The organism is Sulfitobacter sp. M13, assembly GCF_053474885.1.
On the sequence record NZ_CM130281.1, the window covers coordinates 2,804,908 to 2,822,063 of the forward strand.

Consider the following 17,156-nt stretch of genomic DNA (forward strand, 5'->3'; position numbering starts at 1 on the left):
TTTGCCCCTTATGGAAGGTTTCTTGTTCCAAGCCTCGATCTATCTCGCCGCGGCGGTGATAGCGGTTCCGATCGCGTCACGCTTGGGGCTGGGGTCGGTGCTGGGATATCTCGCGGCGGGCATCCTGATCGGACCAGCCTTTGGGCTGGTGGGGTCAGAAACCAAGGACCTTCAGCATTTCGCCGAATTTGGCGTCGTGATGATGTTGTTCCTCATCGGGCTAGAGCTTGAACCCCGCGCCTTGTGGAACATGCGGCATCGATTGCTGGGGCTTGGTGGCATGCAGGTCGTGTTAAGCGCTGCGGCCTTGATGGGCATCGCCATGGCCTATGACCAGCCCCTGGGTGTGGCGATCGCGATTGGCTTGACGCTGTCGTTGTCATCGACTGCGATCGTGCTGCAAACCCTGTCGGAAAAGGGGCTGATGCAGACGGCCGGCGGGCGGTCGGTGTTCTCGGTCCTGTTAACGCAGGATATCGCGGTAATTCCGATCCTGGCCTTCCTCCCCCTGCTCGTAGCGCAGCTTCCCGCACAAATGCGGCCCGACGGATCGATATCGATCAACCCAGAGGATGCAGCCCATGGGGCGGAGGCTGCCTCGGGACACGGGCCAGCGGCTGCCGGTCAAGGTGCCGAAACAGCACAGGCAGCGATCTCGCTGGTGCAAGGGCTGCCGGGGTGGGGGATTACACTGGTGACCCTCGGGGCGATTGCGGGGATCATCATCACCGGCGTGTTTTTCACCCGACCCGTCTTTCGCTTTATTCACGCGGCCAATCTGCGCGAGATGTACACCGCGCTGGCGCTGCTGATCGTCGTAGGTATATCGTTTTTAATGATGCTGGTGGGCCTGTCCCCAGCCCTTGGGGCCTTTCTCGCGGGGGTGGTTCTGGCCAGCAGCGAATTCCGACACGAGCTTGAAACCGACCTTGAACCCTTCAAGGGGCTGCTGCTGGGGCTGTTCTTTATCACTGTTGGCGCAGGCATTAACTTTGATTTACTGTTCGCCGACACCACCATCATCGTAGGCATGGCGCTGCTCGTTATTCTGGTGAAAGGGCTTATCCTGTACGGGTTGGGCACCCTATTCAAACTACACGGCCGCGATCGATGGCTCTTTGCACTTGGTCTGGCACAGGCGGGTGAGTTCGGGTTTGTTTTGGTCAGCTTCTCGGTAGCCACAGGGGTTATTCCAAATGATGTGGCTGAGACCCTGCTGCTAGTGGTTGCACTGTCCATGCTGATCACGCCACTTTTGTTCATCCTTTACGACCAGATCAGCAAACGAATGGACAAGAAATCCGGCCCGATCGTTGCCGACGAAATCGACGAGCAAGGAACAGTGATCATCGCCGGTGTCGGACGGTTCGGCCAGATCGTGAACCGGCTCGTGCAGGCCAGCGGATTTCGCACCGTCGTCTTGGACCATAACCCTGAAACCATCGCCGTTATGCGACGCTTTGGCTTCAAGGCGTTTCTGGGCGACCCCACCCGTGCGGATATCCTGCGCAAGGCCGGCCTGCGCGACGCCAAGGTTCTTGTCGTCGCATTGGACGACCCCAAATCGGCGCTCCAACTGATTGCGTATGCCCGTAAGGAATGCCCCGACTTGCACATTGTGACCCGTGCCCATGACCGGACGGACGTCTACCAACAGTACCAGGCCGGCGCGAATGACATCGTCCGCGAGATGTTCGACAGCTCGCTGCGTGCGGGGCGCTATGTGCTCGAAAACCTCGGCCTGTCCGACTACGAGGCTGCTGAAGCGCAGCGGATGTTCTATTCGCACGACCGTGCCTCTGTGCGCGAGCTCGCCGCGCTATGGCGCCCTGACGTCCCGCCAAGCGAGAACAAGGCCTACGTCGCGCGCGCCAAAGAGCTGCAAAAGGATCTGGAAACCGCATTCCTGAAGCGCATCGATCAAGAGGATAAGCGCAACTCGTAACACCCGCCTACCGCCTGTTCATGACATAAAAAAACCGCGCCCGATATCGCATCAGGCGCGGCTAAATTGATACTAATGTCGTAGATCAAGCCGCGGCGACACGGCTTTCCAGAACGTCACCAACCTGCTTGGACGCGGCCAGCTCATCGCCACCGGCAACAGCAGCAACTTCGCGGGTCAGACGCTCTAGCGCTGCTTCATACAGCTGGCGCTCGGAATAGCTTTGCTCGCGTTGATCATCGGTGCGGTGCAGGTCGCGCACCACCTCGGCAATCGCGATCAGATCGCCAGAGTTGATCTTTTGCTCATATTCCTGAGCACGCCGCGACCACATGGCCCGCTTGACCTTTGCCTTACCCTTAAGCGTTTTCATCGCGTGGCTGATCACATCGGGGCTGCTAAGGGCGCGCATACCGATTTCAGTCGCTTTGTGCGCGTAGGCACCCGCAGCGTCATCTTGTCTTTCTCGAAGGCGATCACAAACAGCTCCAGCGAGATGCCTGCAACTTCCTGCTCTTCGACCGAAACGATCTGGCCAACGCCATGTGCCGGATACACAACGAATTCATTCGGACGGAAATCTAGCTTCTTCGACTTGCTCATAAAGTGGCTCCTTGGGCGCGGGGACGGCCCGCATGGGTAAATATACAGTCACGACGACAAAAACCGACCGGCCCAAAGAGCCGTCAGCCTCATTTCATAACTTCAGATGTCCTGATTCAACCTGTGCAAAACGGTTGGTAATTGGCGCGTGGGTATCATCATTTGATGATAACGTATATCACAAATTTCGACGCCCCGAAAGCGGTGGCGAAGCCTATTCGATCAAATACACGTTAATCCAGCGTTTATTCGGGGCTGCCGACAGATTTCACCGCCCGCAGCCAGTCGCCAAAGGCCGAATCGCTTAGCCGCCTTCTCCGGGTGCCTCAGAGAAGTATTTCTCCAGCTTGCCCTCTTCACCGTCGCGTTCCTCTGCCTCGGGCAGCGGGTCTTTCTTGGTGATGATTACTGGCCAAAGTTCGGAGTATTTGCGGTTGAATTCAACCCACTTTTCCATGTCCGGCTCTGTGTCGGGGCGGATCGCATCCGCAGGGCATTCAGGCTCGCAAACGCCGCAATCGATACATTCATCGGGATGAATGACCAGCATGTTCTCGCCTTCATAAAAGCAATCCACCGGACATACTTCAACGCAGTCAGTGTATTTGCAGGAGATACAGGCATCGTTAACGATATAGGTCATAACATCATCTTTTATGGCAGCTTTAGCCCACGAGATACGTCAGCATAGCGTATCATTCAAGGTGGCGCGCCCGAGAAAGATCAAGCACACGGCGATCGCGCTTACTGGGGCGTCCTTTTCCCTCAAATGCCGGATTTTCAGGTTGTTTTTTCTCGGAGCGGGGAACCGGCGGGGACAGATCTGTGTAAAGCATCTGCGCCTCGGGGGCTGGACCGCGCCGAATACCGATCGCGTCGATCTGGATGACCCGCACGTCGTCGCCGATGGGAAAGGTCAGCACGTCTCCGACGACGATCAGCGTCGCGCGTTTCTGCGCAATGCTGCCGTTGACCCTGACGGCCCCCGCTTGAACGCGAGAGGCCGCCAGAGAGCGCGTTTTATAGAACCGCGCATGCCACAGCCATTTATCAAGCCGCAGCTTTGTCGCCGCCTGCGACAATTACTTGTTGTCTTTCAGTCCCATCAGCGCAGCGGCGAATGGGTTGTCAGGATCAATCGGCTTTTCGGCGCGTGCGGGCTTGCTGCTGAACTTTTGCGGCTTCCCGCCCTTGTCACCGCGCGGCGCACCCTTTTTGCCACGGGGTCCGGGTTTCCCCTTGCCCTGCGGACGATCACCGCCACCGCGACGCTGCCCCTGCGCATTCCCACGCGGAGCACGGCCCCAGGTGAAGACATAGAATGTCTCGAGCTCGGCACCGGCGATCTCCGCATCAGGCGCAGTGCCTTGTGGGGTCTCTTCGGCAGGTACATCGGGGATGTGGTCGTCGACTTCGGGCGTCTCGGCCAGCTCTTCGACCAACGGGGCGATACCGTCGTCGGGCATGTCTGCAGTCGCGGGTACGATATCATCCGCTTGCGCCACGGCAGGGTCTTCGATGATCCCACCGGCGGGCTGTTCGGCAGCCACATCCATCACAGGCGTATCTGCATCGGCACCTTTGTCGGCGGCCATTGGCGCGCCGTCATGCGGCACGACTGTGTCGACAGCCTTGACCTTTGTCCGTTCGGATTTCTCGGCCTTGTATCCAAGCCCTTCCATCAGCGTGGCGAACTGTTCGAGCGTCATGCCAGTGATCGACAGCATATCGGCCTTGGCCTCAAACCCGCCACGCGAATCTTCCGACCGCAACATGTCAGCAAGTCGTTCCAGCATATCGATACGGATCGCGCGTTCACCGGCGTTGCGGTACCCTGCCATCGTCGCGGCCCCTTCGGGCGCACTGGTGTCAACAGGGATCGTCACCAGACCGGGAGGAGGCGATTCCGGGAATTCGTTCAACCCTTTAGTGATCGACCAAAGCACCAGACGCAGGCGCGTCGGAGCAGGCTTGAGCAGCAAAGGCATAAAGATGGTGAACTGCCCGAAACGCAGACCATGCTTGCGCAATGCGCCACGTGCATCTTGATCCAGCGCTTTAACCTCGTCGCCCACATCAGCGCGCGGCAGAATGCCAAAGTTCTCGACCATACGGAAGGCAAAGCCCCGCGCCAAACCGGTCAGCGCCTCGTCCTTGGAGATGGCGATCAGCGGCTCGAACAACGCTGCGACTTTGCGGTCAATGAAGTGCTGCAAACGGCGTTGCACTTTTTGCGCGACCTCGGGGCCCGCAACGTCGTCGACGAACACCTCGACACCGGGCTTTAGCGGATCAGAGCCCGAAACTAGCTTGCCCACCGCGGAACTGCCCCACATAAGGCCGCCCTGCTCTGTGAAATCAATTTCTGTGTCGGGGGCGTTATAGAAACGATCCGCCCGCAAATGGAACTGAGGAGCCAGCGCCTGCAACGATGCAGTTTTGATCGTTTTATCTTCGGCAACGCCTGCGCCTTTGTCTTGGCGAAAGCGGAACCCGTCCAACTTGCCAACAAATTCGCCTTCAACGGTTACTTCACCGGTCTCGTTTACTTCGGCCACCATGGCTTCCTTCTGTCCTAGCCGGCGCAAAAGCACGGATGTGCGCCGATCTACAAATCTTTGGGTCAAACGCTCGTGCAGCGCGTCCGACAGTCTGTCTTCTACGACACGTGCTTCGTGTCGCCAATGACTTTCGTCACCTGTCCAACCTTTGCGCTGTGTTACGTAGGTCCACGTTCGAATAAACGCCAACCGTTTGGATAACGCATCAATGTCCCCATCGGTTCGATCAATGCGTTTAATTTGTCGCGCAAGCCAGTCGTCGGGGATGGTGTCACGCTGATGCAGGTAGTTGAAAATCTTCTCAAGCAGGTTGGCGTGCTCTGCATGGCCTATACCACGAAAATCGGGAACCCGGCAAACATCCCACAGCAATCGGACCGAAGGGCCGTCGGTGCAGCGCGCCGCGATTTCGGCATCAACGGCCATGTTCTTCAGCGCTTGCAGGTCGTCGGCCTCGCGTGCCTTGAACAGCCGTTCATTGTCAGGCGACACCTCGAGCGTCTGGATCAAGCGGTCAATCGACCCAAATTGCAGCGCCGGGTTTCGCCAGTTCAGCTTTTTCTGGGGCGTAAAGCTGTGGTCCATAATCGCACGTGCAACACCATCGTCCAATGGGGGCGCATCGCCGGTCACGCCAAAGGTCCCGCTTTTGAATCCGCGCCCCGCACGCCCTGCGATCTGCGCGAGCTCGTTAGGGGCTAATGGACGCATACGCCGGCCGTCAAACTTGCTCAGCGCAGAAAAAGCAACGTGGTCCACATCAAGGTTTAGCCCCATCCCGATGGCATCGGTGGCCACCAGATAGTCGACTTCGCCGTTTTGATACATCGCGACCTGAGCATTGCGCGTACGGGGGCTGAGCGCCCCCATCACCACCGCTGCACCGCCCTTTTGACGGCGGATCAACTCTGCGATGGCATATACATTCTCAACCGAAAACCCGACAATCGCACTACGTGGACGCATTCGACTTATCTTTTTCTGACCAGAATAGATTAATTCTGACATTCGCTCGCGCCGAATGAATTGCGCCTCTGGCACCAGGGCAGCAATGGACCCGCGCATGGTATCGGACCCCATAAACAACGTCTCGTGCAGACCTCGTGCACGCAAAAGCCGGTCGGTAAAAACATGCCCCCGTTCAGGATCGGCACACAGTTGGATTTCATCGACCGCCACCAAATCAGCGCCCAAGCCTTCGGGCATCGCCTCGACCGTGCAGACCCAATACTGGGTGCGCGGCGGCACGACCCGTTCTTCGCCCGTGACAAGCGCCACGACGGACGGCCCCCTTAGGGCGACGATGCGGTCATAGACTTCGCGCGCGAGCAGCCGCAGGGGAAGTCCGATGACCCCTGTGCGATGCGCCAACATCCGTTCGATTGCATAGGTCGTCTTGCCTGTATTGGTCGGGCCTAAAACGGCCACGACCCTGCTGTCACCTGCCACCAGAAATTCCTTAGATCGTTAAAGCCTGCGCCCAATGCCGTCGCGCCGCAGCCCGTCCAGCGCCCTTTGCGCGTTATCATGGTGAGGGTTAATGCTTAACACTCGGCGATAGAGATCGGCAGCCGCACGTAGGTCGCCAAACTCCTGCAGGATCGCTCCCAGACCGAAAATGGCGTTATACTGCTGCGGGTTCAAGGCAAGCGTGGTTTCTAGGTCATCAATGGCCGGACCATATAGGCCCGCGGCGAAATACGCCTGTGCACGGGCATGAAAGCCTTCGGCAAATTCGGGCGCGTGATCCGTCAACGCCGTCAGATGCGCGATGGCAAGCGTCGTATCCCCCTGAAACATCGCGTCCTTACCCCGAGAATACAGCAGATCCATTGCTGGAGATCCCGACCGCGCCCAGACCGTCAGCACGTCACGTTCGATTCGCGCGGCCTCGGATGCGGGGGCATTGCGCAAATCCTGCAACAAATCCGCCGCCATTGGGGGCGACACTTGTGCGAAACTTATACCCCCGAGCAACACCCAAAGACCAAGTGCCGCGACGGTATGTTTGAGGTTGACGATGCAGTTGCCCATAACAACAGTGAATGTAACAGGCTGCCGCCACAATTCCAGACGTGTCGGCACCATTTGCCAAGAAAAGGGCCTATGATGAGCGATATCGTGAACCAAGCTGTAACAGTACTGAATGAAAAACTGGCAGGCGCTGACTTTGACGGGACCGCCAAGTTCGACATTGAAGGCGAAGGCGCTGTCATGATGGATTCAACCGGCGCACGCAAAGGAGATGAGGAAGCCGACGTAACCCTCTCTGCAGACGCTGAAACTTTCGAGGCAATCCTGTCCGGCGACACCAACCCGACCGGTGCCTTCATGAGCGGCAAGCTCAAGATTGACGGCGACATGGGTATGGCAATGAAGCTGGCAGCTGTTCTGTCCTAATATGTTGGAAACCGCGCCCTTTTTCACCGACATCGCGCCCCTCCCCGAGACGGGTCAGGCGCATTGGGCCGAGACATCGGACGGTAAGAAGCTGCGCGTCGCGCATTGGCCGCTGGACGGGGCAAAGGGCACAGTGCTGCTTTTCCCCGGCCGCACCGAATACGTGGAAAAATATGCGATGACCGCAAGCGATCTTGCCAAAAAAGGGCTGGCGGTCATTGCGATTGATTGGCGAGGGCAAGGTCTGTCGGATCGGCTGATCCCCGACCGTAATATCGGCCACGTCGATGTTTTCTCTGATTATCAAAAAGATGTGGCAGCGATGATGCGGACCGCCCGCGCTTTGCAGCTGCCGCGCCCGTTTTTCTTGCTAGCGCATTCCATGGGTGGGGCCATCGGTCTGCGCGCCTGTATGGAGGGACTGTCGGTGCAAGCCGCAGCCTTTACCGCGCCGATGTGGGGCATTCATATTGCACCGCATATGCGTCTTGTCGCCGCGGGACTAAGCCAGCTGATGCCGCGTATTGGTCAGGGGTATCGTTTGCCGATGGGAACGCAGGCGGCGTCCTACGTCTCGACCGCGCCGTTTGAAGGCAACATGCTGACGACCGACCCCGAGATGTACGAAATGATGCGCACTCAGATCAACGCGCACCCCGAGCTATCGCTGGGCGGACCCAGCTTTATCTGGCTGCGCGAAGCTTTGACCGAAACCAAACATCTGTCGCTGCGCGCTGCCCCTAGCCTGCCTTGCGCCACGTTCCTCGGGTCGAACGAGCGTATCGTCCACAAGGATCGCATCCATGCGCGGATGGAGACTTGGAAAGGCGGCAAGCTGCATATCATTGACGGCGCAGAGCACGAAGTCTTGATGGAAACCGCCGCCACCCGCAACAACGCAATAGAGGAAATGGCAGCGCTATTCTTCGGCACCGCCAAGAAATAGCGTTGTGCCTGACTTTAAGCTCTCTCGGTAAATATTTAAAAACAAACGACATATATTGAACATCTGTCGAGATTTCTGTGTTCCCCCTGTTCAAACCGCTTCGCTCCGCTAGCTTATGCGCATGGCCAAGCAACCTGTCCTCACGTTCAACGAAAACGGCATCTACTGCCCCTCGGGTGATTTCTATATCGACCCGTGGCGCCCCGTTGACCGCGCGTTAATTACCCACGGACATTCAGATCACGCCCGCTGGGGCATGAGCCGCTACCTTGCCACTGACATCGCCCTGCCCGTCATGCGGCACCGCTTGGGCGACATTACCGCCGACGCAATCGCGTATGGCGAAGTGCGGCAGATTGGCGGTGCGCAGGTGTCGTTTCATCCAGCGGGCCACGTCCCCGGTTCCGCCCAGATCCGCGTCGAAGTAGACGGCGAGGTCTGGGTTGCCTCGGGCGACTACAAGGTTGTAGACGACGGGCTGTCTGATCCGTTCGTGCCGATCAAGTGTCATCATTTTATCACCGAAAGCACCTTTGGCCTGCCGGTGTTTCGCTGGGCCGATCAATCCACCATCGCGGCAGAGATCAACGCCTGGTGGGCGGGATGCGCGGCGCAAGGCAAGACGGCGTTTCTGGGGGCCTACGCCTTGGGCAAAGCGCAACGTCTGTTGTCGATGCTCGACCCCGAAATCGGCCCTATCCTGACCCATACTGCAACCGAAAACACCAACCGCGTGCTGCGCGATCAAGGGATCACCCTGCCCGACACGATCCTCGCGGATGCGGGTTTGAACCCCAAGGACCACCCCGGCGCGATTGTGCTGGCCCCACCCGGTGCCTTGGGCAGTGCATGGTCCAAGAAGTTCGGCCCGCAGGAGACCGCTTTCGCCAGCGGATGGATGGCCGTGCGGGGTGTACGTCGACGCCGTGCGGGCGATCGCGGTTTTATCATCTCGGACCATGCGGACTGGGATGGGCTGCTGTCGGCGATCAAGGCGACCGAGGCAGAAAATATATATGTCACACACGGTTATACGGATGTCTTCAGCCGCTATCTGGCGGACAGTGGCTGGCAGGCGCAGGTGGTGCCTACCCAGTTCGAAGGCGAGTCCCTTGATAAGGACGCGAACGAATGAAACGTTTTGCTGCCCTGTTCAACGCCATCGACCAAAGCACCAAGACGACGGTCAAAGTGGCCGCTCTTGCCGATTACTTTAGCGCCGCGCCGGATGATGACCGCCTATGGACCATTGCGCTGTTTTCCGGCCGCCGCCCCAAACGCGCCGTCACTACAACCAAGCTGCGCGAATGGGCCGCTGAACGTGCGGGGATTCCACTGTGGTTGTTCGAGGAAAGCTATAGCATCGTCGGCGATCTGGCCGAGACGATCACGCTGGTGCTGCCCCCCAACCCGACGCAAGACGACCAATCTCTATCTACCTGGATCGCGGCCCTGCGCGAAATTTACATGCAGGACGAAGAGGCGCGCAAAGCCTTTGTGCTGGACGCATGGACAATCCTGGGCGGAACCGAACGCTTTATCTTTAACAAGCTCATCACCGGTGGTTTTCGTGTGGGCGTCAGCCAAAAGCTGATGACCCGCGCCCTTGCCCGCGCCACAGACAAACCCGAACCCGAGCTGGCGCATCGGCTCATGGGGAACTGGCATCCCGACGACACAACCTGGCACACGCTGGTCGAGGCCGAAGATGCCTCTGCCGACGCGTCACGGCCCTATCCCTTCTATCTGGCCTACGGGCTGGAAGCCGAGCCGCAAGAGCTGGGTGATCCGCAAGACTGGCGCGCAGAATGGAAGTGGGACGGTATCCGCGGCCAATTGATCCTGCGCGACGGCGAATATTTCGTGTGGTCGCGCGGCGAAGAGCTGATGACTGACCGTTTTCCGGAACTTGCCCGCGCGGTGGATTTCATGCCCGATGGCACGGTTCTGGATGGCGAATTGCTCGTCTGGCCCAATGGTCAGCCTGCACCGTCATCCTTCAACGCACTGCAAGCCCGTATCGGGCGCAAGACCGTGCCGAAGAAGCTACTGGCCGAAGCCCCCGTCGTGCTGCACGCCTATGATCTGCTGGAATGGCAAGGCGAGGATATCCGAGAACGCCCCTTTGCCGACCGTCGTGCGCTGCTTGAACAAGCCTGCGCCGCCTTGCCCGACGACGCACCGATCCGCCTGTCGCCGCAGCTGAGCTTTGCCACATGGGATGCGCTGGCCGATCAACGCGGCACTGCACGCGATGCCCAAGCCGAAGGGGTCATGCTGAAGCGTGCGGATAGCCCCTATCTGGCGGGGCGCAAGAAGGGCGATTGGTGGAAATGGAAGCTGGACCCGCTGACCATCGACGCAGTGATGATCTATGCCCAGTCGGGGTCTGGCCGACGCGCCAACCTGTTCACAGACTTCACCTTTGCGGTCTGGAATGGCAATGATCTGGTGCCCTTTACCAAAGCCTATAGCGGCCTGACGGATGCCGAGTTTCGCAAGATCACGGCTTGGGTCCGCAAGAATACCCTCGAGCGGTTTGGCCCTGTGCGCAAAGTCACGCCGCACCACGTGTTCGAAATCGCGTTCGAGGGTATCCAGCGCAGCACACGGCATAAATCCGGCGTCGCCCTGCGCTTTCCACGGATGCTGCGGTGGCGGCAGGATAAGCCGCTTCAAGAGGCCAACACCTTGGCCGATCTTGAAGAAATGCTGCGGATTTACGGTTGATCCACCCTGCCATCGCCTTGCTTTGCCGCAGACCCGTGCTTAGGTAGAATTAACGTCAAAAAGAGGTTTCTCATGTTTCAACTGCCCGTCCCCGTCCTTGATGCCAACGCCGGTTCCGGGGCCTCTGCCTTCGGCAAGCTGCCCGAATGGAATCTTGACGATCTTTACACCGGTGAAGACGCCCCCGAGCTCAAGCGTGATCTGGACTGGCTGGAAGAAGGCTGCCGCAGTTTTGCCGAAGATTACGAAGGCAAGCTGGCGGATTTGGATGCGAACGAACTGCTGGATTGCGTGCTGCGCAACGAGAAAATCAACCAGATCGCCGGGCGTATCATGTCCTATGCCGGCCTGCGCTACTACCAGATGACCACAGATTCCGGCCGTGCCAAGTTCATGTCGGACGCGCAGGAGAAGATCACCAACTTCACCACACCGCTGGTGTTTTTCACGTTGGAACTGAACCGGCTGCAAGACGATCACCTTGCCAACCTGCTGAGCCAAAAGGCCGATCTTGCCCGTTATAAACCCGTGTTTGACCGTATCCGCGCCATGAAAGATTACCAGCTTTCGGACGAGATGGAGAAATTCCTCCATGATCTGGGCGTCGTCGGCGACGCGTGGGAACGGTTGTTCGACGAAACCATCGCCGGGCTTGAGTTCGAGGTAAACGACGAACCGCTGAACATCGAAGGCGTGCTGAACCTGCTGACCGACCCATCGCGTGACCTACGCGAAGCGGCGGCGCGCGAACTGGCGGATGTGTTTCAGGCCAATATCCGCACCTTTGCCCGCGTGCATAACACGCAAGCCAAAGAGAAAGAGGTCATCGACCGCTGGCGTGGCATGCCCACACCGCAAACCGGTCGCCACCTGTCGAACCACGTCGAACCCGAGGTGGTCGAAGCGCTGCGCAATGCCGTCGTCAACGCCTACCCCAAGCTCAGCCACCGTTACTACGAGCTAAAGCGCAAGTGGCTTGGGCTTGACACCATGCAGGTCTGGGACCGCAACGCGCCGCTGCCGATGGACGACCCTAAAACCGTCAGCTGGGAGCAAGCTGAAAAGACGGTCATGGATGCCTACAACGCGTTTGATCCCCGTATGGGCGAAATCGCGGCCCCCTTCTTCTCTGATGGTTGGATCGATGCGGGCGTGAAACCGGGTAAGGCGCCCGGTGCTTTCGCGCACCCCACCGTGACTGATGTGCACCCTTATGTGATGCTCAACTATCTGGGCAAACCTCGCGACGTGATGACACTGGCACACGAACTGGGTCACGGAGTTCACCAAGTGTTGGCCGCCGGTCAGGGTGAAATGTTATCCTCCACGCCGCTGACCTTGGCTGAAACGGCGTCGGTGTTCGGCGAAATGCTGACCTTCCGCAAGATGCTGGACGGAGCTAAAACCAACGCAGAACGCAAAATACTGCTGGCCGGCAAAGTCGAAGACATGATCAACACGGTCGTGCGCCAGATTGCGTTCTATGATTTCGAATGCAAACTGCATGACGCCCGTCGTGGCGGAGAGCTGACGCCAGATGACATCAATGCCCTGTGGATGTCGGTTCAGGCCGAAAGCCTTGGGCCGGTGTTCGAGTATATGGACGGCTATGAAACTTTCTGGGCATATATCCCCCACTTCGTGCACTCGCCCTTCTACGTCTATGCCTACGCCTTTGGCGACGGCTTGGTGAACGCGCTTTATGCTGTGTATGAAGAAGGCGAGCCCGGGTTCGAGGACAAGTATTTCGACATGTTGAAAGCCGGTGGGTCGAAGCATCACAAGGAGCTTCTGGCCCCCTTCGGGTTGGACGCCTCTGACCCCGCGTTCTGGGATAAGGGCCTGTCGATGATTTCGGGCTTTATCGATGAATTGGAAGCAATGGAGGACTGATCCAACGGACCGGCACAAGAGTTTAGTGCCTTCGGCGAGGATTTAAGACCATCTGGAAAGCGGAACGGGGCGGTGCAGATACAGCGTCCCGTTTTTTCATGGCTTACTTCAGTTGGCTGTCCTTGCTGCCGCGCCGGTTGATGCCGCCACGTGCTTGCGCAATTCCGTCGCGTTCGCGCACACAATCAATGCAGAGCTTGACGCCCGGTAGCGCTTGGCGGCGCGCCTCGGGGATTGGTTCTTCGCATTCGGCACAATGGGTGCGGCTTTCGCCTTGGTGTGATTTTCTTGATTTCAGGCGGGCCAGCTCGTCATTGATCGACGCTTCGATCTGTTCGCTGACAGCACCGTCTTTTGCCCAACCTCCGGCCATGATCATCCCCTTCTAGATTACCTCTTATAGGTAGGTCAGCGGGGAAACGGTGCAACCCCCGATAGCGAATGCCACGGTTACGGGCTTTTGACACGGGAGGGAACGGCGATGAATAAACAAAAAATCCCCGCAAAGCGAACGCTTTGCGGGGATCGACAAATCACGTGTATTACGGATCAAGCTGTCGCCATGAGACCTTTTTCGCGGGCAAGGTCACGCATACGTTTTTGCAACTTTTCAAATGCGCGCACCTCGATCTGGCGGATACGCTCGCGGCTGACGTCATACTGGCCACTCAGGTCTTCCAGCGTGACCGTCTTGTCGGACAGACGCCGTTGGGTCAGAATGTCCTTTTCGCGGTCATTCAAAACATCCAGCGCCTCGGCCAGCATTTCACGGCGGGTTTCCAGCTCGTCACGTTCTTCGTAATCGGTGGCCTGGTCAGCATCTTCATCCTCCAACCAGTCCTGCCACTGCATCGTCCCTTCACCTTCGGACCCGACCGTGGCATTCAACGACGCGTCACCGCCGGACATACGCCGGTTCATAGAGATCACTTCGGTCTCGGTCACGCCGAGGTCAGTGGCAATGCGGGTGACGTTGTCAGGGTGCAAATCACCCTCCTCCAACGCGCCAATGCGGTTCTTGGCCTTACGCAGGTTAAAGAACAATTTCTTTTGACCCGACGTGGTGCCCAGTTTGACCAAAGACCACGAGCGCAGGATGTATTCCTGAATAGATGCACGGATCCACCACATCGCATAGGTCGCAAGACGGAAGCCCTTTTCAGGGTCAAACCGTTTAACAGCCTGCATTAAACCGACGTTCGCTTCTGAAATCACTTCGGCCTGAGGCAGGCCGTAGCCGCGATACCCCATGGCGATTTTCGCCGCGAGCCTTAGGTGTGAGGTGACCATACGGTGTGCAGCTTTGGTATCTTGCTCTTCCACCCAGCGTTTGGCGAGCATGTATTCTTCTTCTGGTTCCAACAGGGGAAACTTGCGGATTTCCTGCATGTAGCGGTTTAATCCGCCTTCCGGTGTTGGTGCTGGCAGATTTGCATAATTAGCCATCTTTGTCCCTTTCCCCAATTTCCGGGGCCCATGTTATTTGGATTAACATAGATATGGAGAGCGCCCCGCTCTGTTTCAAGTGTACAGCCTAACGCGTGAAAGGGCGTATTGGGCCCAAAAAACCTTAAATTACCGTTATGCTACAGGTCGTTCACACAACTGTGCATCAGGTTGTGCTGTAGCCCACGGCCGCTAGCAGGTTGGTCAGGTCAGCCGGCAGCGGGGCTTCGAACCGAACGTAGTCCCCTGTTACGGGGTGATCGAACCCCAGAACAGCCGCGTGCAGCGCTTGTCGAGGAAAGCTGCGGATGGCATCGGCTGCAGAGTCAGAAACCGCGCCTTTGGCCAGCTTGCGTTTGCCGCCATAGGTCGGATCACCCACCAGCGCATGACCGGCATGGGCCATATGAACCCGGATTTGGTGCGTGCGCCCCGTCTCTAGCCAACACTCCATTAACGCTAATACCTCAGGTGATCCAAGGCGGGCCACGGTGCGTGCGCGGGTAACGGCGTGACGCCCACCTTGGAAAAACACCGCCTGCCGTTGCCGGTCGGTGCGGTGACGGGCCAACTGCGTCGTGAGCTTAAGGATATTGCCGGGCTCAAAACTGGTCCCCTTCACGCCGCGCAGGCGAGGGTCGTTGGCATCGGGAACGCCGTAGACCAACGCTTGATAGTAGCGCTCAACCGTGTGTTTTTCAAACTGTTTGGCCAGCCCGTGGTGCGCCGCGTCGGATTTGGCGACGACCAATAGGCCAGAGGTGTCCTTGTCGATCCGGTGCACAATGCCGGGGCGCTTCATGCCCCCCACCCCAGAAAGATCATCACCGCAATGGGCCAGCAGCGCATTGACCAGCGTGCCGGAGGGGCTGCCCGGTGCGGGGTGCACAACCATGCCAGCGGGCTTGTTGATCACAATCAGGTCGGCATCCTCGAAGACCACACTTAACGGGATCTCTTCGGCAAGGATATGGCTGTCTTCGGCCTCTTCCACATCCACGGTAATTTCTTGGCCTTCGTCGGCGCGGCTGCGCGGATCGGTTACGACCTGCCCATTCACCCGCACGGCACCTTGCTCAAGCAAACGGCCAAGCCGTGTGCGCGACAGGTTCGCATCCTCTGGAACATCCCGCGCAAGCGCCTTATCAAGGCGGGGTGGCGGGTTGTCCGTGATGGTAAACTTAATTTGACGGTGCGACATGACTGATCCTTCCGAGCCTCCGAACATCAAATTCCTGCGGCGGCTGGTGACGGTACTTACCGCCACAATGATTTTCGGCCTTCTAATCGTGATCGGGCTACTTGTCATCCGCTTCTCGAACAAGAGCCCCGATTTACCGACGTCTGTTACCCTGCCCGATGGCGCAAAAGCAGTGACATTCACCCAAGGTCCCGACTGGTATGCCGTTGTGACGAAAGACGATGTGATTCTGATCTTTGACAGAATGACTGGCGAATTGCGTCAAAGCGTGAAGATTAAATAATCTCCGAACTACTAGGAAACCGCAATGCATCAGAGCGTCAGGCTCAGCAAATAAGCTGACACGCGTGCCAAAGGCGATATGGGATTATTTTTTTTTTGGGGGGGGGTAGTGGTACCACCTCCTGGTCTCGAACCAGGGACCTCCTGATCCACAATCAGGCGCTCTAACCAACTGAGCTAAGGCGGCACTGCGGTCGATCTAGCGCCCATGAAAAAGGAATGCAAGCCCCTAAGTGCCGCAAAATCAGAATTGTCCGCCCATAGCAGAAAACGCAGAAACTTGCCATTTGCATCGTCGCGCGGTACGGGATCTGACACAGTTTCGGAGAAACCTCATGGGCATTGACACAGAACGCGACATTGAAGCCAACCTGCAGATCGGTCCGACCGATAAGGGCATGGTACGGCTGTTCATCGAAGCAGAAGGCGGGATTGAAATTCCGATGGATTTCACCCCGGATGAAGCCGTCGAAATCGCAGAAGAGATCATGGCCGCAGCGCATCGCGCGGGCAAGGCAGCCAAAAGCAAGCGCTAAGCTAAGCTTCACCTTCCGGCGGGGGCCAGCCCCCACCGCGCTTGGGCGCGGTTCCCCGGGGATATTTTCCATTTGGAACGCTAGAACGCGCTATCCCCATTGCGGCATCGCATGGGGGTCGCGCAACAAATGCAACCGCCGTGCGGCGTGCGTGGCAAAGAGATGCGTCATTTTCTTACGGCGCGCCGCCGCAAGTCGATTTTCAGGGCCCATGCGCACCAGCTCTGCACCGTAGCTGTCGCCGATGAACAGACCGGTATCATCGGGTAAAAGGTCAATGTCGAAATCGGCATCCACAGCCCAAAAAAACCTGTCTGACCATTCCAGATAGCCGTCCCATTTGCTGTCCGACATGAAATCGGCGCGGCTGGATTTACATTCTACGATCCAGATTTCCCCTTTGGGCCCAAGTGCCATAACATCCACGCGCAGCCCCCGTGTCGGCACCAGTTCTTCAACGCTGGCAAAGCCAAGCGCCGAAAGCTGGCGCGTCACGCCACGGGCGATGAGCTGTCCGGGTTGCAAGGATGGGGCGGTCATCAGGTTGGTTTGGGTCATGCCCGCAATATGAACAATTCATGAACATCAAGCAAGCGCTTGGTAATCGTCAGTC

General features: G+C 58.1%; 16 protein-coding genes, 1 tRNA gene and 1 pseudogene. 8 read left to right on the forward strand and 10 right to left on the reverse strand.

The features are described from left to right. The first annotated feature begins 10 nt into the window (after nt 1-10). Entirely contained in the window at nt 11-1,945 is a 1,935-nt protein-coding gene (locus ACVBAU_RS13380) for a cation:proton antiporter domain-containing protein (RefSeq protein WP_448326753.1), read from the forward strand. A gap of 85 nt (nt 1,946-2,030) precedes the next feature. Here ACVBAU_RS13380 and ACVBAU_RS13385 read toward each other — a convergent pair. From ACVBAU_RS13385 to ACVBAU_RS13405, 5 genes and pseudogenes are all read right to left on the reverse strand, one after another. After that, a pseudogene (locus ACVBAU_RS13385) lies at nt 2,031-2,548 on the reverse strand (CarD family transcriptional regulator). Between the two features lie 304 nt (nt 2,549-2,852). After that, nucleotides 2,853-3,191 (reverse strand): ferredoxin FdxA, encoded by a 339-nt coding sequence (gene fdxA / locus ACVBAU_RS13390; RefSeq protein WP_093732442.1) that lies wholly within the window; start codon nt 3,189-3,191, stop codon nt 2,853-2,855. Nucleotides 3,192-3,243: 52 nt separating this feature from the next. Next, nucleotides 3,244-3,630 carry an RNA-binding S4 domain-containing protein gene (locus ACVBAU_RS13395; protein WP_448326754.1) on the reverse strand — a complete coding sequence of 129 codons (387 nt, stop codon included), beginning with the start codon at nt 3,628-3,630 and terminating at the stop codon, nt 3,244-3,246. Then, nucleotides 3,631-6,558, reverse strand: coding sequence for a helicase-related protein (locus tag ACVBAU_RS13400; protein ID WP_448326755.1), 2,928 nt, complete (start codon nt 6,556-6,558; stop codon nt 3,631-3,633). An 18-nt stretch (nt 6,559-6,576) separates the two neighbouring features. Further along, nucleotides 6,577-7,143: a tetratricopeptide repeat protein gene (locus ACVBAU_RS13405; protein WP_448329003.1), complete on the reverse strand. Its 567-nt coding sequence runs from the start codon at nt 7,141-7,143 to the stop codon at nt 6,577-6,579. 75 nt (nt 7,144-7,218) lie between these two features. Between ACVBAU_RS13405 and ACVBAU_RS13410 the strand changes: the two genes are divergently transcribed. The 5 genes from ACVBAU_RS13410 (at nt 7,219) to ACVBAU_RS13430 (ending at nt 13,078) form a co-directional block, all read left to right on the forward strand. Next, on the forward strand, nt 7,219-7,509 hold the full coding sequence (locus ACVBAU_RS13410; RefSeq protein WP_138925083.1) for an SCP2 sterol-binding domain-containing protein: 291 nt from the start codon (nt 7,219-7,221) through the stop codon (nt 7,507-7,509). Nucleotide 7,510: 1 nt separating this feature from the next. Further along, nucleotides 7,511-8,455: an alpha/beta fold hydrolase gene (locus ACVBAU_RS13415; protein WP_448326756.1), complete on the forward strand. Its 945-nt coding sequence runs from the start codon at nt 7,511-7,513 to the stop codon at nt 8,453-8,455. Between the two features lie 115 nt (nt 8,456-8,570). Continuing rightward, nucleotides 8,571-9,590 (forward strand): ligase-associated DNA damage response exonuclease, encoded by a 1,020-nt coding sequence (locus ACVBAU_RS13420; RefSeq protein WP_448326757.1) that lies wholly within the window; start codon nt 8,571-8,573, stop codon nt 9,588-9,590. Then, nucleotides 9,587-11,185 carry an ATP-dependent DNA ligase gene (locus ACVBAU_RS13425; RefSeq protein ID WP_448326758.1) on the forward strand — a complete coding sequence of 533 codons (1,599 nt, stop codon included), beginning with the start codon at nt 9,587-9,589 and terminating at the stop codon, nt 11,183-11,185. Before ACVBAU_RS13420 ends, ACVBAU_RS13425 begins: the two co-directional genes overlap by 4 nt. Before the next feature lie 72 nt (nt 11,186-11,257). Continuing rightward, the gene (locus ACVBAU_RS13430; RefSeq protein ID WP_448326759.1) at nt 11,258-13,078 is read left to right on the forward strand and encodes a M3 family oligoendopeptidase; all 1,821 of its coding nucleotides are present in this window, start codon (nt 11,258-11,260) and stop codon (nt 13,076-13,078) included. Nucleotides 13,079-13,181: 103 nt separating this feature from the next. On the opposite strand, the gene ACVBAU_RS13435 is transcribed toward ACVBAU_RS13430, so the two are convergent. The 3 genes from ACVBAU_RS13435 to ACVBAU_RS13445 form a co-directional block, all read right to left on the reverse strand. Beyond that, entirely contained in the window at nt 13,182-13,451 is a 270-nt protein-coding gene (locus ACVBAU_RS13435; RefSeq protein WP_138922878.1) for a DksA/TraR family C4-type zinc finger protein, read from the reverse strand. Nucleotides 13,452-13,627: 176 nt separating this feature from the next. Then, nucleotides 13,628-14,524, reverse strand: coding sequence for an RNA polymerase sigma factor RpoH (rpoH, locus tag ACVBAU_RS13440; RefSeq protein WP_138922877.1), 897 nt, complete (start codon nt 14,522-14,524; stop codon nt 13,628-13,630). Nucleotides 14,525-14,690: 166 nt separating this feature from the next. After that, nucleotides 14,691-15,725: an RluA family pseudouridine synthase gene (locus ACVBAU_RS13445; protein ID WP_448326760.1), complete on the reverse strand. Its 1,035-nt coding sequence runs from the start codon at nt 15,723-15,725 to the stop codon at nt 14,691-14,693. On the opposite strand from ACVBAU_RS13445, the gene ACVBAU_RS13450 reads away from it, so the two are divergent. Next, nucleotides 15,724-16,008, forward strand: coding sequence for a DUF6476 family protein (locus tag ACVBAU_RS13450; protein WP_138922875.1), 285 nt, complete (start codon nt 15,724-15,726; stop codon nt 16,006-16,008). The genes ACVBAU_RS13445 and ACVBAU_RS13450 overlap by 2 nt on opposite strands. Nucleotides 16,009-16,117: 109 nt before the next feature. Here ACVBAU_RS13450 and ACVBAU_RS13455 read toward each other — a convergent pair. Beyond that, a tRNA-His gene (locus ACVBAU_RS13455) sits at nt 16,118-16,194 on the reverse strand. A 148-nt stretch (nt 16,195-16,342) separates the two neighbouring features. On the opposite strand from ACVBAU_RS13455, the gene ACVBAU_RS13460 reads away from it, so the two are divergent. Beyond that, the gene (locus ACVBAU_RS13460) at nt 16,343-16,543 is read left to right on the forward strand and encodes a DUF6324 family protein (RefSeq protein ID WP_138922874.1); all 201 of its coding nucleotides are present in this window, start codon (nt 16,343-16,345) and stop codon (nt 16,541-16,543) included. Nucleotides 16,544-16,633: 90 nt separating this feature from the next. Here ACVBAU_RS13460 and ACVBAU_RS13465 read toward each other — a convergent pair whose 3' ends face one another. Continuing rightward, the gene (locus tag ACVBAU_RS13465; protein ID WP_448326761.1) at nt 16,634-17,101 is read right to left on the reverse strand and encodes an MmcB family DNA repair protein; all 468 of its coding nucleotides are present in this window, start codon (nt 17,099-17,101) and stop codon (nt 16,634-16,636) included. Nucleotides 17,102-17,156: the final 55 nt, after the last annotated feature.